This window comes from Latilactobacillus fragifolii, from assembly GCF_905332535.1.
Classification (GTDB): domain Bacteria; phylum Bacillota; class Bacilli; order Lactobacillales; family Lactobacillaceae; genus Latilactobacillus; species Latilactobacillus fragifolii.
In genome coordinates, this window is sequence record NZ_CAJOCF010000002.1 from 264,087 (window position 1) to 282,467 (window position 18,381).

The following is an 18,381-nucleotide window of genomic DNA, read 5'->3' on the forward strand; positions in this document are numbered from 1 at the left end:
ACTAATAATTCTCTTTCTTAGAATAATAATATTGATGCTCTATTTTCTCTTTATCATTGTTTAAAATGGCGCCAATAACCGGAGAGCGACTCATCCTAAGCTGCTCAAGCACTTGGAACATATCTTCTTTTTTAGTTACCCCACTTTTATTTACAATGATCACCCCATCAGTGTACGGCGCTAATTCAAGTGCATCTGATACAAACCTTATAGGCGGCGTGTCGATAATAATAATTTGATATTGCTTTTTTAAATCATCTAATACTTTCGCCATTTTTTTAGATCCAAGTAATTTATTAGGGTTAGGCGGAATTGGTCCGCTTGACATTACAGATAGATTTTCAATATCTGTAATTTGAATTGAATCTAATAACGTTGTTTCCCCAACAAGTGCTGTCGATAAACCTTTTAAATTAGATTTTAAAAACGTTTGATGAACAGTTGGTTTGCGCATATCGGCATCAATTAAGAGTGTCGCTAATCCTTTTTGTGCATAAGTTATTGCGATGTTAGCTGAAATTGTTGATTTACCACTTTTAGCTTCTGGAGAAGTTACTAAAATAACTCGGTAATCGTTATCGATACCGGCAAACTCTATCCCCTTTCTGATTAACTTAAATTGTTCGGTCACTGGTGAATTAATTTTCAATTTTGAAATCAGACGTTTACTTCTATCTACTTTCATGCTTGCCCCCTGCTATTTCAACTCCGAAACAGATCCCAAAATATTTATATCGAATTGCCTTAAATCGTTGATGTCGTTGATTGTTTTATCAAAGACGGTTTGTACAAAAATTACCCCTAAACTGAAGGCTAGCCCCAATACAAAAGATAAAATCATCATCAACGCTTTTCGTGGTCTAATCGGAATGTTATTTTGATCAAACGTGGCTGTCGATAAGATTGTGACGTTATCAACACCCATAATTTGGGGAATTTCTGTTTTAGATACTTTGGCAATTGAATTAGCGATCTGTGTAGCTTTTTTTGGATTTTTATTTTCAACTTGAATATCAATCACTTGTGAATCTTGTGTAGTGGTGACTGTCACCTCATTAGTCAATTCTTTCAAGTTAGACTGAGTATCTAATATTGACTGGACTCTATTCAGTATTCTAGGGCTTTTAATGATTGCGCTGTACGTATTGACCAAATTTAAATCAGCTTGAACATCTTGTGTCTGTAAATTTTTAATTTTCTGCTGACTTACTACTAGCTGTGTACTACTTTGATAAATTGGTGTTGCTAAAAACGATAAATATATCGCCATCAATCCAATAAATAAGCCAGTAATTGTCATTAACAAAAATCTTTTTTTATAAACTATTTGAAATAAATTTTTAGGATTAATTGTGTTATCCATTGATCATAGTCCTTTTACTTATATTGCCTAAATTAAGTAAGGTCATATCAGTATCCGGTTGAATGATATTCTTAGTATCAAGAATCCATCTATGCTTCATTGTTTTAAGAGCATCCCTATCAATTATCTTAAATTCGTTGTGATCAGTTAATACAACTAATAAATCACTATTTTCTACGGCATGATCTAAATTATCTTCAATCCAATCTTGTTTAACATGTGGATCAAATACTGATACTTCATAATTATTTTCTTGTTTTAGTTGATCGATAATTTTTAAAGCTGGACTCTCTCGAATATCATCAACATTTCCTTTGTAAGCAACGCCTAAAATAGTTACCTTCTTACCATTATTTTTACTCATAATATTGTTAATCTTATCAACTACAAAGTTAGGCATTGAAGTATTAATTGCGCGCGCTTGTTGAATAAGTGGTGTTTGTTCAGGGGCCTCTGCAATAATGAAGTATGGGTCAACAGCTAAACAGTGCCCTCCAACCCCCGGACCTGGTTGATGAATATTCACACGTGGGTGCTTATTAGCCATTTCAATCACTTCAAGACTATCAATATCTAATTCATATCCAACTTTTACTAATTCATTAGCGAGGGCAATATTAACATCACGATAGGTATTTTCCATTAATTTGGATAATTCCGCCGCTGTAGCGGAAGAAGTGATAAGTTCACCTTCGACAAAAATCCCGTAAACTTTCTTTCCAGCTTCTACACAGGCTGGTGTAACCCCCCCGATAATTCGGTTATTAGTCCGTAATTCATTTAAAATTTGCCCTGGTAAAACACGTTCAGGACAATGAACTAAGAATATATCCTGCCCCACTTTAAAGCCGGCTTCTTCAATCATTGGCATAATAATGTCATTAGTCGTCCGCGGGGCAATTGTTGATTCAATAATCACTGTATTCCCTTTTTGCAAATATGGAATTAACGAATTAACTGCTGAAATAACATAAGTTAAATCACAGCTCATATACTGATCTTTTTTATTAGGTGTTGGGACTGCCACAATAAAAGTATCTGCATTTTCAACATTTGTTTGTGCCTTAAAATTACCTAATCGAATTGCTTCACTTAAAGCCGTTTGCAATCCTGGTTCTTCCAAGTGAACCCGACCATTTTGCAAAGACGCAACAACTTCTTTTTTTACATCAACACCAATTACCTCTTGTCCATAATTCGCAAACATAACAGCAGTCGGTAATCCAATATAGCCCAATCCGATTGTCAATATTTTCATTTCTTTTACGCCTTCTTTTAATTATTTAACTGCCAACTAATTAACACTTTATTCATTGGTTTATACTGTAAAGATTGTACTTTTTCGCCTTTATTAATTGAAAAATAAGCCTTACCAGAAACGGTTTCTCCTTCTGACACCTCATTGCCAAAATTATTTACGCGATCATCAATTTGATGGGTCTTTCCATCAGTTGTTTTTAAGGTAAAATCGATTGCGCCTAGCCCTTTTTTTGTACCTGAACTAATATTTTTCCCTGAAATATCAAATCCATATAAATTTTTAGAACTTTTAGTAGTCCCGTTAGCAGAATCAACCGTTTTTAATTTTTTAACAGTGATTTCCATTCCGTTAGCAACAATTGGTTTGTTGAACTGATTGGTGGTTTCCTTTTGTTTAGTTGTTTGTGCTGTATCGTTATTGGCCTTGGATGCACTATTTTCTTTCGTTGAACAGGCACCTAATAAAAGGATGCTACTAAAACTCATTAACATTACTAGTTTTTTCATAATGATCCTTCTTTCTAAAAAGAAAACCTACAAAGCTTCCTCTGTAGGCTATTCTTTTTAAATTCATTTATTCTGTAACATTTACTGGAACAGTTGTTACTTCGTTATCATTGCTATCATAACCAGCAATACGCACTGTATCACCTTTTTTAATTTTTCCGCTACCAATATAGTAAGAGAAACTTCCGTCACTAAAAGTGCCGCCCCATGCTTGCGCAGTACCATTAATTAGTAATCTTGCTCGTACAATATTACCAGTGTATGATCCTTTAACTGTCGTTTGACCAAGATAATAAGTGTCAGGGGTCAACGTCCCTGCTGCTTCGGCAATTGTGACGGGTTCGTCTTTATCTAAAACCTTATCGTCTGCATCATAAGCAGTGATTGTCACTGTATCACCAGCTTTAATCTTGCCAGCGCCAACATAGTATTTAAATTGACCATTTGTAAAATCACCGCCATAGGCTTGTACTTTACCATTGATACTAATTTGGGCTTTGGCTACCTTTCCGGTATAGGTTCCGGTAATTTGAGTATCACCAATAGTATATTTATTTGCTTTAATTGTGCCCTTTGATTCATCACCTTCTACGGTAACTTTTTTATCTTGATCAAGAACTTTTCCGTCTTTATCGTATGCAGTAATCGTTACTTTATCACCGGATTTAATTTTGCCAGCACCGATGTAGTAGTCAAATTGACCATTCGTAAAATCACCACCCCATGCTTGCATCTTTCCATTAATAGCTAGGCGCGCCTTAGCTACGTCACCGGTATATGAACCAGTTACGTCTGTATCGCCAACCTTATAGGTGCTTGGTGTAATAGTCCCCTTTGTATTTTGAGCTTTAACAGTTACGGGCTTGGTATCTAAAATTTTACTGTCTTTATCATAAGCAGTGATTGTCACTGTATCGCCAGCTTTAATTTTACCGGCTCCGATATAGTAATTAAATTGCCCATTTGTAAATGTACCACCCCAAGCTTGAGCTACACCGTTAACTGTTACACGTGCTCTAGCTACATCGCCTGTATATGAACCCGTAATATTAGTATTCCCGACAGTATAGTCACTAGGTGTGATTGTCCCTTTTGTATCTGGTGTTTGATTAATCACCACAGGGACATTTTCTTGTAGTAAATTACCATCTTTATCGTAAGCATTCATTGTCACTTTATCAGTGGCACTTAGTGTTTTTTCGCCAACATAATACGTGAATTTACCATTTGTAAAAGTTCCACCTTTAGATACTTGTGTTCCATTGATAAATAGCCGTGCTTGTGCAACATCGTCGGTATAGGTCCCTGTGATATTTCTTTCACCTAATTTATATTCGTTTGGGGTAATCGTACCTTTAGTATCAGGAACAACATTGTTGTTTACATTTATAACATTTGGAATTAGTTGTCTAACTTGTCCATTGTAGTAATGAACACTACCATTGTAAGTAACCGCGGTTTTTTTATTATCTTCTATTTTGCTTGGATTATGGCTTACTTCTACAGAATCAATATCACCGTTTTTCCCTTGAGTAACATCCTGTTTTGTAAAGTAATTAATAACACGATCGAATCGGTTTTTATCGAAATTATTAAAATTATCCCCTTTTTCCATCGTTATATTGCGGTTGAAAATTGATTCACCAGGCAATGCGCCGTTCTCATTTAATACTTCATTTTCCTCGGTAGTATTAGTGTTGTATTTTTTCTCTCTATCCCAAACTGATAAGTAGCTGTCCCACGTGTCTACCGCATTTGATGTTTGTGGATTATCATGCTCATGGCCTGGCTTAACTATTGCCTTACCAATATCTCCACTGCCCTCTGTTCCAGCAGTCAAAGCCTCTTGATCGAGTACACTTATAGTGAACTGTGCTTCCCTACTTTTATCAGGGAATAATCGTCCTTTAGTGAGTTGCTTATTCTTTGTTATATCATCTTTATTGCCGGTATATTTACTCATGTCAAACTTAAGCATACCTTCTGCCCAACCATCCATATTTCCAAGAATTCCGCCACCTGGAATGGCTCCAACTAATTCAAGGGCACTTGCTGTGATGAGGGGATTATACTTATTCCATTCGGTAGTACTTACTTCAGATTTTTTAATACCTCTCAGCATAATAGAAAATTCATTAGGGTTATTAGGATCAAATTTCACTGTATTTCTATCCCATTTCAGCCCCCATGTTAAATGGATAGGCGTGGGAATTCCTATTGCTTTGATATAAAAGTCATCTTTTGGTGTTTGATTAGATTGATCCCAGTCAATAGTGCTAAACATAGCTTGTGCATCTACTCCTTTGGGGAAGGAAACATTGATGCGGGCTCCATAATTACCATTTTCCCAATTTTTAATATGTTCTCCCCCGTTTACAGGTAAAATACTGTGATTTAAAACGTTCCCTTGCAATGGTACACGGGCATACCCCGTTAACTCTCCACCATCGTAAGGACTAGCACTATTTACTGCCGGAGTATAACTGAACTGTGTTTTCTTTTCACTATCAGTATTTCTAACTTTTAGCATTAAGGTCGTAATGCTTGTATCAGCTGTATCATTTAAAGCTCTCGTAGAAGCAGCAACGTTATTCTTTTCTTGCGAATTTAAAACAACTTTTTCGCCCTCATTTTTTGCGGACATTACCTTTGAATCAGTCTCATAGTCGCTAGCCTTCACTACCTGACTTGGCATTAAGCTAGTAGTTGTCGATAAAATTGTTACAGATAACAACAAACCTGTGGTAAACTTTGTTAATTTCATTAAAAACTTCCTCCTAAAGAATCCCAAAATTTAATTTTCAGTCACAACTCAAGAGTTGCGACCTGTTGAATTTATCATCCAATAATAAAAGCAAAATTTTCTTTGTAAAAATGAAATATTTTTACAAAGATGCTCCAAGTCCTTTTAGAACAGCTTTTGGAAAGATATATATATGCTAAAAATTGCGAAAAATAAACTTGCATTCTTTTAATTTATGGGGTAAAATTAATATGAAATTCGAAGGTCGCAACTCTTGAGTTGTGACCTCCTATTTATAATAATAACCAGCTATAAGCCTTTTAATATGGCATCTTTTCTTAAATAAGCTTATTGATCTGGATACTAAAAAGAATTACTGATGAAAAATAAAGCGCAGACTACTTCAGTAGTCTGCGCTCGGAGTGAAGGCAAAGTTTACCGGCTTTGTCTTTTTTGTTACAGTTTAATGTAAGCGGTTGTATAATATATTGACAAAGAATTTTAAATATAAGACCTCAACTGGACGGAAAGATTGAAAGGTGTAATCTGATGAATCGTAAGGTTTTTAAGTTCAATGCTGCAAATGTAACTATCCAATTTTTAATTGTACTAATTTTGCGTAACTCACTGAAAAGGACCATTCCTAATCATTTTTCATTTACTGGCACACCCGATAGTTATTTGCACGGAGCAAACCAATCTTTAATCCTTGAGACTGTATTTTTAATTAATTTATTTGGATATTTTATTTATATGTTGCCGTTAAAACTCGGCTTTTCACCTACATTGACTAACATTTTAAACCAAATTAAGATTGCTGTTTCGATTTGGTTATATGCGTTTTCTTGGATTATAATCCCATTCTTTTTTATGGACAGTAATAGGCTACTTGCGTATCTCATTTGTTTAATAAATGTATTCCTCGTAATCTCCTGTTTAATCATTATTGTTAAAAACCTAGTTTTCAAATAGTAAACGGTACAGATCATTGATTGGAAAATGACTTTTTTAATGATGGACTGAAATATTAAAAGTATTACAGCGATTAAATCAAACTTATATAAACATCTGCCATACAGCATTCTATGCCATTATTCAAACACTGCGGTTGTCAAAAATCGCCAATGTTTGTGCCTATTATTTTGAATGATTGCCACAAAAAAAGCATTACCCGCAGGAGCCCCTGATTAGGGACACCGTTAGATAATGCCATCATCGTTTCTCATTAAAGTCAGAAACGGTTTATTATATCGAGCAGCAATACCACGAATTCATGACCTCATTAAAATGCTTCTATATTTATTTTAAATGATAGTTGCAGTGCCACGAACCTTGCCGATCATTAATGTTTCCTTATGCTAATGCTGAATCTAATTGCTTTGCTAAAACTTCTTTGCGTTGTAAACCAACCATTTGGTCAACTAATTGGCCATCTTTCATGATTAACAAGGTTGGGATTGATTGGATGCCAAATTCCGACGCTAAGTTTTGATTGTGGTCAACGTCAACCTTTGCAATTTTAGCTTTACCAGCATAATCGTCAGCTAATTCTTCGACGATTGGGCCTTGCATGCGACATGGTGGACACCATGTTGCCCAGAAATCGACTAATGTGACGCCTTCTTGGACTTCATCTTTAAAGTTTGCTTCAGTTAAAATTTGTGTTGTCATTGCGATCACCTTTCTTTCTAAGAAAATAATTCAACGATTTCATTGAATGGTATCAATATACCACCATTAAGCCACACCGTCAAAAAAAGCGCCTCGCCTTATTCCCCTTTTGACACGGACTGCAACCATTCCCATACGGATTGATTAAAAGTTGCTACTTTAAACCCGGCAGCTCGTAATTGCTGACTGGCAACATTCGCATAGGCGCATAACCGGCCACGACAATAAACTACCACTTCTTTATCTTTTGGTAATTCAGCCAGTCGTTGGTCCAACTGATTATACGGTACATTACGGGCTCCCGGTAAGTGCTGGCTCGCAAACTCATCTGCAGGGCGCAAATCAACCAAGCACACCTCGTCTGCCGCTAATTTTGTTTGAAGTGCATCAATCGTCAGCGCTTCTGACACCCCCGTTTCTTGGGCAAGTGTTTTTTGTAAGGCTATCATCTCTGGTAAGGTTTCTTCACAAACATCAACCAAGAGGGTTACTAATTGTTTGACGCGTTCTGAGTTCAACCGATAAGTGATAAAATTTTTCTCACGTTCGATCGCCACGAGATTTGTTTGTTTTAAAATTTGCAGATTACGTGAAACGGTGGCGACACTCAAGCCAACTGTACTGGCTAAGACTTCCACCGTTTTGGGGCCTTGTACAAGAATGTTCAGCAGTTGTAGCCGAGTCACATTGCCTAACGATTTCCCGACCTTAACCACTTGCTCATAAACCGCATCTCGATATTCTGTAATGCGTTCATCCACGCTCATCCCCTCCAAGTACTCAATGTTTTTATTGAATAGCATCAATTTAACACTTCTCGCCAAGTGGGTCAACTAAAAGCGTCCCCTCCGTTGGTAGCACTGAATGGGATCGTGTTTATCTAATTTTGTTCCTTAACATACTGATTACTACATATTATCGACCATCATAACTATCCCTATTCAGCATTAAATAAATCGTTCGCAAATTAATAGTATAAAGTAGTATTTCCTATTTCTATATTTTATAATAAAGATAAGAAATCTTTTTTATAGGAGAAATAGCATGCAATCTAGACAACCGTCATATTCAGCCGGTAAAGTTAATGCTCGCCGTCGTAATCCGAATCTACCGACTGGTGATGTCCACCACGACGCTAATAACTGGTTTCAAAGTTCAGCCGTCCAACAACATGCCGTCACTTTCAAAAATATTTATGCAATGCAGATCAGCGCTAACGTCTTTCTTCCAAAAGGTCAATCAGAAACTATTTTTCCAGCACTAATTATCGGGGCTCCCATCGGCGCCGTTAAAGAACAGGCAGCTAATCTGTATGCCACTAAACTTGCCGAGCAAGGATTTGTAACCGTTTCATTCGACCAATCAGCTTGGGGTGGTAGTAATGGCGCGCTCCGCAACGCGATTGCCCCCACCTTGTATGCCGAGAATTTCTCAGCAGCAACTGACTATCTAACGACCCTCGACTGTGTGGCTAATGATCGCATCGGCTTAATTGCAATTGGGTCAGCAGGCGGGTTTGCGCTCGACGCACTAAAAATAGACGCCCGCATTAAAGCACTTGCAACGATTAACTTAACGGATATGGGGGCCATTGTTCGCCAGCAACGGGATACTTTAGGCGCCAATGCATTAATCGAAGCCGCTTCACAATCACGGACATTAGAAATTGCAGGTCAAGAAACTGCTTATGTCCCTTTCGTTCCAGAAAAACTAGCGCCCAACGCAACTGATATTGAGCGCGAATTCTACGATTTCTATCGAACCAGACGTGGCGCAGCCAACTCGACGCTCCACCCCACTCAGACCACCCTTACTAAACTACTGAACTTCTATCCATTACGCGATCTCGAAACGATCACAGAACGTGCCATGCTCTTTGTCGTTGGTGAAAAGGCTTGGTCACGGCATTTCAGTGAAACCGCCTTCGCCAGTGCTCATGAATCAAAACAGTTATTAATCGTGAAAGCGGCTGGACATGTCGATTTATATGACCGCATCGCACTCATTCCATTTTCAGAATTGGCCCAGTTCTTCACTGAAAATCTAGCGCAACCTTAAGTACACTACTGATCAGTCAGTGTTCGTAAAATAAAAAAAGATTGCAAGTGTTCAGTTAATCACTGAACGCCTACAACCTAGAAAGAAAACTTGAGGATGATATTCAAGTCAAATCACATGCCACTTTAAAAATACCAACGCCAATAAGCTATGCTTAATTTTCAGAACCGACCGCTTGAATAACAATCTGATCATCGACTAAATCGGCCTTTAAAGCTTTAACATCTGTATGATCAAGATAAAAATCAGTTACTTTATCTCTAATTTGTTGTTCAATAACCCGTCTCAATGGACGCGCACCCATCGCTTCATCATAACCTTCTTCCATTAGCCAATCCTTAGCTTCTTTTGAAACAACTAAGGTAATTTCTTTTTTAGCTAACGTTTGTTCAACATTACTCAACATTAAATCAACAATTTGGGCCAAGTCTGTTTTTGTTAAGTGTGTAAATTCAACAATCCCGTTAAACCGATTTAAGAATTCTGGTCTGAAATAAGGGGCTAACTTATCTAATAGTTTAGCATCTTCTTGCTCGTCCATGGTTAATTTTTCGTTACCAAAACCAGCATTCGATGTCGCGATAATCACCGTGTTCTTAAAATCGATAACGTTTCCTTGACCGTCAGTTAAGCGCCCATCGTCCATCACTTGTAATAACAATGTTAAAACTTGTGGGTCAGCTTTTTCAATTTCATCGAACAAGACAATTGAATATGGATTACGGCGAACGCGTTCCGTTAAGGTATTGGCATTATCGTCATACCCAACATAGCCCGCTGTGGTCCCAATCAATTTAGAAACAGCTGTGCGGTCAGCATATTCACTCATATCTAAGCGAATAATCGCTTCTTTATTACCAAACATATCTAAAGCTAATTGTTTTGCTAATTCTGTTTTCCCAACCCCGGTTGGTCCAACAAATAGGAAACTCCCGATAGGTTGGTTCCCTTCAGAAAAGCCTGCCCGATTTCGACGAATAGCCCGTGCGACCATTTCAACCGCTTCATCTTGGCCAATTACCTTGCCTTTTAACCGTTGGCCTAAATTCTTCAAGCGTTGAATATCATTGCTTCCCATTTGCGCAACCGGAATCCCAGTCAATCTTTCAACAGATTGTGCAATATCATCAACAGTGGCCACTGCTGCTGTTGCATGTTGATCATCAGCTTGCAATTGCGCTTTAATTTTCTCAATTTTAATTTTTAAATCTTCGGCAGCTTGATAATTTTCTGATTCGACTGCTTCCGCCTTATCAGCCTCTAACTGCTTGAGCTGGTCGGCCAATTTAGAGCTATCAGTTTCTGGCCGTTTTGCTGCTAAATGAGCTGCCGTCATATCTAATAGATCAATAGCCTTATCTGGCAACGTTCTTTGTGGAATATATTGAATAGAATAGTCAACGGCAGCCTTCAAAACATCATCTGGTAGTTCAATGTGATGGTGCTTTTCATACAATTCTTTAATCCCTTGTAAGATTTTAACTGTATCGGCTGCATTAGGTTCATTAACGAGCACATCGTTAAACCGTCTTGCCAATGCGGCGTTTTTCAAAATCGTGTTCCGATATTCATCTTGCGTTGTTGCGCCGATGACCGTCAACTCACCACGTGATAAAGCAGGTTTGATAATATCAGCTAAACCTTTACCACCATCTTCACCACCAGTTGAACCAATTCCTAAAATTTGATGAATTTCATCAAAGAAGAGGATAACGTTACCAGCAGCTTTTACTTCTTTAATTAAGTTTTTAATATTCTCTTCAAATGACCCCCGGTATTGGGTACCAGCTTCTAGTGACGATAAATCAATTGAATAGATTTCTTTATCCTTAATTGCTTCGGGCACTTTCCCCGCCACAATTTCTTGTGCCAATCCTTCAACAACGGCCGTCTTCCCAACACCAGCGTCACCGACTAGAATTGGATTATTTTTAGTCCGACGACTTAATATTTCAGCCGTTTCTTGGATTTCATTATGCCGGCCAATCACTGGGTCTAATAAACCATCCCGTGCCTCCTGTGTTAAGTTCCGACCTAATTTTTCAAGAATGCCACCTTTTTTGAGGGCATGTTCACCATTTTGTTTAATTTCAATTTCTTTTTCGCGATTAGGTAATTTACCAGTTGCCCGATACTGAGCAAACTCATCCGGTGATAATTCTCGTCCATTAATCACATATCGCGCTGATTCTGAATTACCCATTCTTCTGAAAACTTGATTAAAGATATCATCCATATCATTATTAAAAAAAGGATCATTTCCGTACATATTTGCCATACAACTGCACCTCCATTTATTAAACATTAAATGATTAACCCCTTGTTTTATCAACGACCTAATCATCTTGCTTATAACTATATTATAGCACTTTTTAGCACTCAATCAAGAAAAGTGCTACTAAGTTTTAGGTATTAACCACATTGAAAATAAGACTAATTGTTTACTATTTCACTAAAAGGACATCATCCATATTCGCAATTTTTTGCTAGTCGTATTGAATAGTTACATTCAACAATATTGGTGGCTTATCCCACTATGCTCTTAATCAAAGCTTAACCTTTGATCGCCACATTTCACGTTATACTATTAGTATTTAGGAAAAAGGAGGCTTTTATTTGTCTAAAAAAATACTAGCGATTCATGCTATTATTGGCGTCTTCTTTGTATTGATTTTACTTTATCAAAGTCGCTTCTCATTTCTAATTTGGAATTTAATTCTTGCCCTGATTCCCTTTGATCTCAGCCTATTGAGTCGCTACTTCAAGCACAGCCGTTGGCGGTATTCAATTGCCATTCTTTGGCTACTCTTTTTCCCTAACGCCCTTTATATGATGACCGACTTCAGTCATCTATCATCAATAGGTGTTGGTCTGAACACTGCCTATCAGTTTGTAGAATACGCAATTCTAGCAGGGGGCGTATTTATCGGGGTCGGACTGGGCTTAACGAGTCTGTTCATTCTTTATCCCTTGTTAATTCCCAATCATCAGCGCTTAATTAATCAGATGTTGACTTTCAGTATTTTAAGCGTCTGTTCTTCAACTGCGATTTATCTCGGTCGCTTCTTACGGATCAATTCATGGGATATTTTCTACCAATTGCATACAACAATCGCGAGTGTCCTCGGCATCTTGAATCAAACGGATTTCTGGATTTTTGTTACCGCCTTTTCAGTTTTACAACTGATATTGATGTTGCTGGGATACCAACTGGCACAAAGCGATGCTATGTAACCCATACAAACAGGCCTCGCATACTGGTTGATTACCGGTATGCGAGGCCTGTTTTAATATTTAAATGCAATTACTTTTGCTAAACTAAACAATCCACTATTTTAAAGATACCAAAGACATTGATCGCGCTAAGCAATCTTTTTCAAAGTGGGGCCGATCAAGCCAATAACGGCAATCAGCGCCCCAATTAATAGTGCCGTCGCCGTTAACATTGCCAAGTGATAACTCGCAGGTGCAGTCTTAACAGTTGCCGAAACAGCGACCACCAATGCCATCCCAATAGAACCACCAATTTGATGCACCATGTTGACGACCCCTGAGGCAGCACCTGAATCTTCAGGTAATGTATTTGCTACACCAGCGACTGTCAAAGGACTCAGCGTTAAGCCTTGCCCGATTCCCATTAATATCATTGGTAAGGCAATCCCAACCGTATAACCAACCTGTGCTGAGAAAAAGCTAATTGCAAACATCCCGATTGCTGTGAGCGTAATCCCGCCAATCAACAGTTGTGTATTACCAAACCGATCGGCTAATTTTGCGACTTGGACAGCCACAATAAAACTAATAATGGTTAGTGGGAAAAATCCTAACCCCGCTTGAAGCGGTGTAAAGTGCAGTTGGGTTTGCATGATTTGTGGTGTTAAAAACCACATGCTCATCATCGCGCCCAAATAAAAGAAGCGGGCAATATAACCACCCAATCGCTCGCGATCCATAAACAAGCGCAACGGCATCATTGGTTGTTTAATCCGTGCTTCGTGCCAGATAAACCCTACAATCGCGACAACAGCTACAATCAATGCCACTAGGCGACCTTGATCTCCCACTAAACTATAGACAAGTGCCGTCATCCCAATAATCGAAACAATTGAACCTACGATATCTAATTTTTTTAACTGTCTAGTTTGATTAGTCGGAATAAATTTTGTTGTTAGAGCCAACATGATAATGGCGATTGGTACATTGATGAAAAAGCCGTTGCGCCATGACATTAAACTGGCAAAAAGTCCCCCAATCACTAGTCCAATGCTGGCACCAACCCCAGACGTTGCACCATATGCAACGATTGCCCGCGTCCGTTCTTTACCAGAAAAATTATCCATCAATAACGCTAAGGATGTTGGCGCCAAAATGGCTGAACCAATTCCCTGAAATGCACGCGCTAAAACAATTACCATCATACTGCCAGCCAAGCCAACCAATAATGAACCGATGGCAAAAATGACAAGTCCAATCGAAAAAATCCGTTTACGACCAATAATGTCACCAATACTCCCACCTAATAATAATAATCCACCAAACGTTAGTGAATAAGCATTCGATACCCACGATAGTGCAGTCTGATTCAAATTAAGTTCGGCTGCAATCTTAACTGTCCCTGTAAAAATAATCGAATTATCCAATAAAATCATAAAATAACTAATCAGGATAATCGCTAAAATAATGCCTTTATTTTCTTTTCGCATCTCTCACATAACCTCTTTTTGGCCATAATAAAAGACCGCCCCATTAAACCGAGACAGTCTTAAACTAATTAACCAATTTTTTGTAACCAATTCGTCACTTCTTTAGCGACGGCTGCTTTAGTTGGACCTTCAATTGCGAGCAATTGACCACTGCTCTCTTTTCCACCAGCAACCGATAGAATTGGCAAGACTACCGCATCGCCGACTGCGGACTGAATCTGGGCAACGATTTGACCGGCGCCATAACCACCGTGCGTGTTGAACGGTACAATAGTTTTGCCAGTGAAATCATACGTTGTTAGAAACGTCAGCACTGCTTGAGGAAGCGCCATATTCCATGTTGGCGCCCCAATAAAAATGCGATCGTATTGATTAAAATCTAAAATCTCAGTTTTCAATGTTGGTAAAATACTTTGATTTTGTTCGCGTTCATTTTGATCAACTTCAGCGCGATAATTCGTGGGCCGTTTTTCCTGCGTTTCAAGTGCCACTAAATCACCACCGACTTGGGTCTGAATCAATTCCGCAACTGCCTGTGTGTTCCCAGTACGTGAATAATAAACGATTAATGTTTTCAATTGGCACCCTCCTGACTAATAAAAATCTGGTTTGGCTTTATTTTCTGAGCCGGGTTCCCATAACCCAATACTTGCGCGGACATCATTGCGTTTACCGGTCAAATTATCAACAACAAATTGAGCGATAGCGTAACGACTAATCTGGGCACCTAAGAATGGTTCGCCCTTGGGACTGGCTACATAATCAGTGCGGTTAGCGTTATACAACCAAGTCATTCGCATATAAGTGTAGTCGAGATTACTAGCTTCAAGGGCTTCATTGCCGCGATGTTGTGCCACTGAACCACCCGTCATTTGACTATTCCAAGTGGCAAAAGGTTTTGCGACTTCGCCGTAGACCCCTAAAACCCCCGCTTGGATAATTCGTTTAACACCCGTTTCGTGCATCGCTTTAATGACGAGTTTGGTAATCGCTAAATTATCAAAATTCATATAAATAACATCTTGGTTTTGCATCACATTAATTAAGTCGTCAAGTTGACCCGCATCGCCAGAGACCTTTGTCACATTGTCATAAGGTAAATTAGCGGCGGCCCTCCCAAAAAGGGTGAGTTTTAAAGTTGGTTCTGCTTGTAAACGGGGAATTAAAATCGCTGGAATTTGACCACCGGCCCCGATAATTAATACGTTAGTCATTATTTGTTCTCCTTTAGAGCGGCTAAGCTCGTCCCAAAAATTTGTTCAATTGCTGCTGGATCACGATGATCAAAGAATTGACTTTCACCTTTGTCTAAATCATTCATCGTTGCCATTTCAGCTGTGGTTAATTCAAAATCAAAGACATCGATATTTTCAGCTATTCGGTTCTGATGAACGGATTTTGGAATCACCACAATACCGCGTTGAAGCAACCATCGTAAGATGACTTGCCCGTTTGATTTGCCATAACGACTGCCAATTGCAGCAATTCGTTCATCAGTAAAAATGTTGTGTTTCCCTTCCGCAAATGGTGCCCAAGCTTCAACTTGCACATCTTCAGCTTGTGCAAAAGCGACTTCTGAATGCTCTTGATACCAAGGGTTAACTTCAATTTGATTAATCACTGGTTTGACATCGGTTGATAAGATTAAATTTTTAAGTTGATCGGCATAAAAATTAGAAACGCCGATTGCACGAATCTTACCAGCTTTGTATGCTTCTTCTAAAGCCCGCCATGCCCCAATCACATCGCCAAAAGGTTGGTGGAGTAAGTAAAGGTCTAAATAATCAACCCCTAAGTTTTGGAGTGATTGATCAATCCCTTTTTTAGCCCGCTCATAGCTGGCATCTGATACCCAGAGTTTCGAGGTAATAAATAGCTCTTCGCGTGCCACCCCGCTGCGTTTAATTGCCCGACCAACCGCCGCTTCATTATGGTAAGCTGCCGCTGTATCAATCAACCGGTACCCCGATGCAATCGCATCAACCACTGCTTGTTCACATTCCGCTAAATCCGTCATTTGAAAAACACCAAAACCTAATTGTGGCATTTGGACGCCATTATTTAATTGCACCATATCCATCGTTGATAACCTCTTTTTCTAATTGATGATTTTAGTATAGTGCGCAGTGGTTAACTTGAAAATTACTTAAAAAACATGCTACCATACATGAAACGTATACTAAGAAGGTAAAGTGCATGTTAGATTACTATTTATTAGAACAATTGACGACTTTCGCCCAAACAGGGACGCTCACGAAAACCGCGGCTGCTTTGAACATCACCCAGCCATCTGTCACCCGCGGTATGCAAAAGTTGGAGGAAGATTTCGGCGTCCAGCTTTTCGAACGTCAGGCCAATCGAATCAAATTGACCCCAACCGGTGAGCTCGCTGCTCGCGAAGCTGAACAACTTCTGACGGCGAGTCAAACGATGTTAACAAAAATTCAAAACTTCGATAGAAGTCAGCATTTTACGATGATTGGCACAACTGTTCCAGGTCCGCTAACCCTCGTCCCTGACCGTGATGACGTGCAAATCGCAAAAGAATTTATTGCAATTGAGCAAATTAGTAATGCGCTAACTACCGCCGAGGCTACATTAATCTTTTCAGATCAAGAAATCCTTGATACAACCATCGAATCACGATATCTCGGTCATGAACAGCTACAGGTTAATCTCGATCAATTCACGCTATTTGCTAGCCAACCAACCGTTAGCTTTCAAGATTTAGCCGGTATGAGTTTTGTCGTGATGCGTGCAATTGGTCCTTGGAGCGATATGATTAAAACCGATATCCCCCATGCACAATTTATGTATCAAGACGACCGCGCCGCCTTCATTGAGATTATCAAACATTCAAGCCTTCCGTTTTTCACTTCCAATCTCTCTCAAAAAGATGCTTTTTTTAAGCAGCTATCACCCCAGCAATTAGACCGCATCACGGTCCCCATTAATGATCCGCAAGCTAAAATGCCAATTTATGTCAATTATTTGAAAAGCCAAAAGCGTCAGCTATTACCACTCATTGATGAAATTAGCGCAAACTGGCCTGAATAATCATCCGTATGAATTAACAAACAAAAAGCTTTAGAACGAAATTAATTATTATATGTATATTTTATCGATATTCCGAATAATCGCTACCTAACTGGCTTTTACTCCGGTGATGTTTCCAGCAGCACCCTAACGTGTCATTTTAATACAAAAAAAATAGGCTATTCCTTGCGGGAATAGCCTATTTGAGTAAGTGAAAACGTGCTTTAAACACACTCTTTTGAATCATGCTCAGTTGCTAACCGCAACCATCCGCACTATATTAGTTTAATTTTTTCTTGCTTACTACGTTCAATTCTTTATCTAATTCATAAACAACTGGTTCGCCAGTTGCCATTTCAACGTCCATGATGTCTTCATCAGAGATGTTTTCAATGTATTTTGTTAAGGCGCGTAGTGAGTTACCATGAGCTGCAATAATGACGTTTTTACCGTCGATTAATTTTGGTGCGATTTCGTCTTCCCAGAATGGAATAACCCGTTCCAAAGTAACCTTCAAGTTTTCGCCACCAGGAATTGCTTTAGGATCTAAGTGGGCATAACGACGATCGTTGGCAGCTGAACCTTCATCATTAGCATCCAATAATGGTGGTAATGTATCGTATGAACGACGCCAGATGTGAACTTGTTCGTCGCCCCATTTTTCAGCTGCTTCAGCTTTGTTTTGGCCTTGTAATGCACCATAGTGACGTTCGTTTAAGCGCCATGATTTTGTTTCAGGAACCCATAATTGGTCTGAGCCTTCAAGTGCATAGTGTAATGTCTTGATAGCCCGTGTCAATACTGATGTGTAAGCTTGGTCAAATTGGATGCCTTCTTTTTTCAATAAAGCACCAGCGTTTTGAGCTTGGCGGACGCCTTCTTCGCTTAAGTTAACATCAACCCAACCAGTGAATTGGTTTGATAAGTTCCATTCACTTTGTCCGTGACGAATAAAAACTAATTTAGCCATGTGTAAGTAACCTCACTTTTTTTATTTTTACTCTGTTCATTTTACACTGTTTGTTCCGTAATTTACAGTC

At 38.8% G+C, this 18,381-nt stretch carries 16 protein-coding genes; 3 read left to right on the top strand and 13 right to left on the bottom strand.

Translation table 11 applies throughout. From position 1 onward, the window contains the following. Position 1 precedes the first annotated feature (1 nt). The 7 genes from J7Q78_RS03970 to J7Q78_RS04000 form a co-directional block, all read right to left on the bottom strand. On the bottom strand, positions 2-685 hold the full coding sequence (locus J7Q78_RS03970) for a CpsD/CapB family tyrosine-protein kinase (protein ID WP_208422417.1): 684 nt from the start codon (positions 683-685) through the stop codon (positions 2-4). Between the two features lie 12 nt (positions 686-697). After that, positions 698-1,363: a YveK family protein gene (locus J7Q78_RS03975; RefSeq protein WP_208422418.1), complete on the bottom strand. Its 666-nt coding sequence runs from the start codon at positions 1,361-1,363 to the stop codon at positions 698-700. Next, positions 1,356-2,621 carry a nucleotide sugar dehydrogenase gene (locus tag J7Q78_RS03980; protein ID WP_208422419.1) on the bottom strand — a complete coding sequence of 422 codons (1,266 nt, stop codon included), beginning with the start codon at positions 2,619-2,621 and terminating at the stop codon, positions 1,356-1,358. Before J7Q78_RS03980 ends, J7Q78_RS03975 begins: the two co-directional genes overlap by 8 nt. A 17-nt stretch (positions 2,622-2,638) precedes the next feature. After that, positions 2,639-3,130 (bottom strand): DUF4352 domain-containing protein, encoded by a 492-nt coding sequence (locus J7Q78_RS03985; protein WP_208422420.1) that lies wholly within the window; start codon positions 3,128-3,130, stop codon positions 2,639-2,641. A 67-nt stretch (positions 3,131-3,197) separates the two neighbouring features. Then, positions 3,198-5,894, bottom strand: coding sequence for an immunoglobulin-like domain-containing protein (locus J7Q78_RS03990; RefSeq protein WP_208422421.1), 2,697 nt, complete (start codon positions 5,892-5,894; stop codon positions 3,198-3,200). A gap of 1,332 nt (positions 5,895-7,226) precedes the next feature. Continuing rightward, positions 7,227-7,544, bottom strand: coding sequence for a thioredoxin (trxA, locus tag J7Q78_RS03995; RefSeq protein WP_208422422.1), 318 nt, complete (start codon positions 7,542-7,544; stop codon positions 7,227-7,229). A gap of 98 nt (positions 7,545-7,642) precedes the next feature. Next, positions 7,643-8,305: an ArsR/SmtB family transcription factor gene (locus tag J7Q78_RS04000; protein WP_208422423.1), complete on the bottom strand. Its 663-nt coding sequence runs from the start codon at positions 8,303-8,305 to the stop codon at positions 7,643-7,645. 283 nt (positions 8,306-8,588) lie between these two features. Between J7Q78_RS04000 and J7Q78_RS04005 the strand changes: the two genes are divergently transcribed. After that, on the top strand, positions 8,589-9,602 hold the full coding sequence (locus tag J7Q78_RS04005) for an alpha/beta hydrolase (protein WP_208422424.1): 1,014 nt from the start codon (positions 8,589-8,591) through the stop codon (positions 9,600-9,602). Between the two features lie 154 nt (positions 9,603-9,756). Here J7Q78_RS04005 and J7Q78_RS04010 read toward each other — a convergent pair whose 3' ends face one another. Continuing rightward, the gene (locus tag J7Q78_RS04010; RefSeq protein ID WP_208422425.1) at positions 9,757-11,880 is read right to left on the bottom strand and encodes an AAA family ATPase; all 2,124 of its coding nucleotides are present in this window, start codon (positions 11,878-11,880) and stop codon (positions 9,757-9,759) included. A gap of 338 nt (positions 11,881-12,218) precedes the next feature. Between J7Q78_RS04010 and J7Q78_RS04015 the strand changes: the two genes are divergently transcribed. Then, positions 12,219-12,836, top strand: a complete 618-nt coding sequence (locus tag J7Q78_RS04015) for a DUF1361 domain-containing protein (RefSeq protein ID WP_208422426.1) — start codon at positions 12,219-12,221, stop codon at positions 12,834-12,836. A gap of 128 nt (positions 12,837-12,964) precedes the next feature. On the opposite strand, the gene J7Q78_RS04020 is transcribed toward J7Q78_RS04015, so the two are convergent. From J7Q78_RS04020 to J7Q78_RS04035, 4 genes are all read right to left on the bottom strand, one after another. After that, the gene (locus J7Q78_RS04020) at positions 12,965-14,305 is read right to left on the bottom strand and encodes an MFS transporter (protein ID WP_208422427.1); all 1,341 of its coding nucleotides are present in this window, start codon (positions 14,303-14,305) and stop codon (positions 12,965-12,967) included. A gap of 68 nt (positions 14,306-14,373) precedes the next feature. Beyond that, positions 14,374-14,883, bottom strand: coding sequence for a flavodoxin (locus J7Q78_RS04025; protein ID WP_208422428.1), 510 nt, complete (start codon positions 14,881-14,883; stop codon positions 14,374-14,376). Between the two features lie 15 nt (positions 14,884-14,898). Further along, positions 14,899-15,519, bottom strand: coding sequence for an NAD(P)H-binding protein (locus J7Q78_RS04030; protein ID WP_235688045.1), 621 nt, complete (start codon positions 15,517-15,519; stop codon positions 14,899-14,901). Beyond that, the gene (locus tag J7Q78_RS04035) at positions 15,519-16,385 is read right to left on the bottom strand and encodes an aldo/keto reductase (RefSeq protein WP_208422429.1); all 867 of its coding nucleotides are present in this window, start codon (positions 16,383-16,385) and stop codon (positions 15,519-15,521) included. The genes J7Q78_RS04030 and J7Q78_RS04035 overlap by 1 nt, the downstream gene beginning before the upstream one ends. Positions 16,386-16,501: 116 nt before the next feature. Here J7Q78_RS04035 and J7Q78_RS04040 point away from each other — a divergent pair, with 116 nt between their 5' ends. Continuing rightward, positions 16,502-17,362, top strand: a complete 861-nt coding sequence (locus tag J7Q78_RS04040; protein WP_154242801.1) for a LysR family transcriptional regulator — start codon at positions 16,502-16,504, stop codon at positions 17,360-17,362. Between the two features lie 259 nt (positions 17,363-17,621). Here J7Q78_RS04040 and J7Q78_RS04045 read toward each other — a convergent pair whose 3' ends face one another. Further along, on the bottom strand, positions 17,622-18,311 hold the full coding sequence (locus J7Q78_RS04045) for a 2,3-diphosphoglycerate-dependent phosphoglycerate mutase (RefSeq protein WP_154242800.1): 690 nt from the start codon (positions 18,309-18,311) through the stop codon (positions 17,622-17,624). Between the last annotated feature and the right edge of the window lie 70 nt (positions 18,312-18,381).

Excerpts from the sequence above, each read along its gene's own strand:
- trxA (WP_208422422.1), bottom strand. The coding sequence starts at position 7,544 with ATGACAACACAAATTTTAACTGAAGCAAACTTTAAAGATGAAGTCCAA.
- J7Q78_RS03985 (WP_208422420.1), bottom strand. The coding sequence starts at position 3,130 with ATGAAAAAACTAGTAATGTTAATGAGTTTTAGTAGCATCCTTTTATTA.
- J7Q78_RS03990 (WP_208422421.1), bottom strand. The coding sequence starts at position 5,894 with ATGAAATTAACAAAGTTTACCACAGGTTTGTTGTTATCTGTAACAATT.
- J7Q78_RS04045 (WP_154242800.1), bottom strand. The coding sequence starts at position 18,311 with ATGGCTAAATTAGTTTTTATTCGTCACGGACAAAGTGAATGGAACTTA.
- J7Q78_RS04010 (WP_208422425.1), bottom strand. The coding sequence starts at position 11,880 with ATGGCAAATATGTACGGAAATGATCCTTTTTTTAATAATGATATGGAT.
- J7Q78_RS04040 (WP_154242801.1), top strand. The coding sequence starts at position 16,502 with ATGTTAGATTACTATTTATTAGAACAATTGACGACTTTCGCCCAAACA.
- J7Q78_RS04020 (WP_208422427.1), bottom strand. The coding sequence starts at position 14,305 with ATGCGAAAAGAAAATAAAGGCATTATTTTAGCGATTATCCTGATTAGT.
- J7Q78_RS03975 (WP_208422418.1), bottom strand. The coding sequence starts at position 1,363 with ATGGATAACACAATTAATCCTAAAAATTTATTTCAAATAGTTTATAAA.
- J7Q78_RS04030 (WP_235688045.1), bottom strand. The coding sequence starts at position 15,519 with ATGACTAACGTATTAATTATCGGGGCCGGTGGTCAAATTCCAGCGATT.
- J7Q78_RS03970 (WP_208422417.1), bottom strand. The coding sequence starts at position 685 with ATGAAAGTAGATAGAAGTAAACGTCTGATTTCAAAATTGAAAATTAAT.
- J7Q78_RS03980 (WP_208422419.1), bottom strand. The coding sequence starts at position 2,621 with ATGAAAATATTGACAATCGGATTGGGCTATATTGGATTACCGACTGCT.
- J7Q78_RS04005 (WP_208422424.1), top strand. The coding sequence starts at position 8,589 with ATGCAATCTAGACAACCGTCATATTCAGCCGGTAAAGTTAATGCTCGC.
- J7Q78_RS04035 (WP_208422429.1), bottom strand. The coding sequence starts at position 16,385 with ATGGATATGGTGCAATTAAATAATGGCGTCCAAATGCCACAATTAGGT.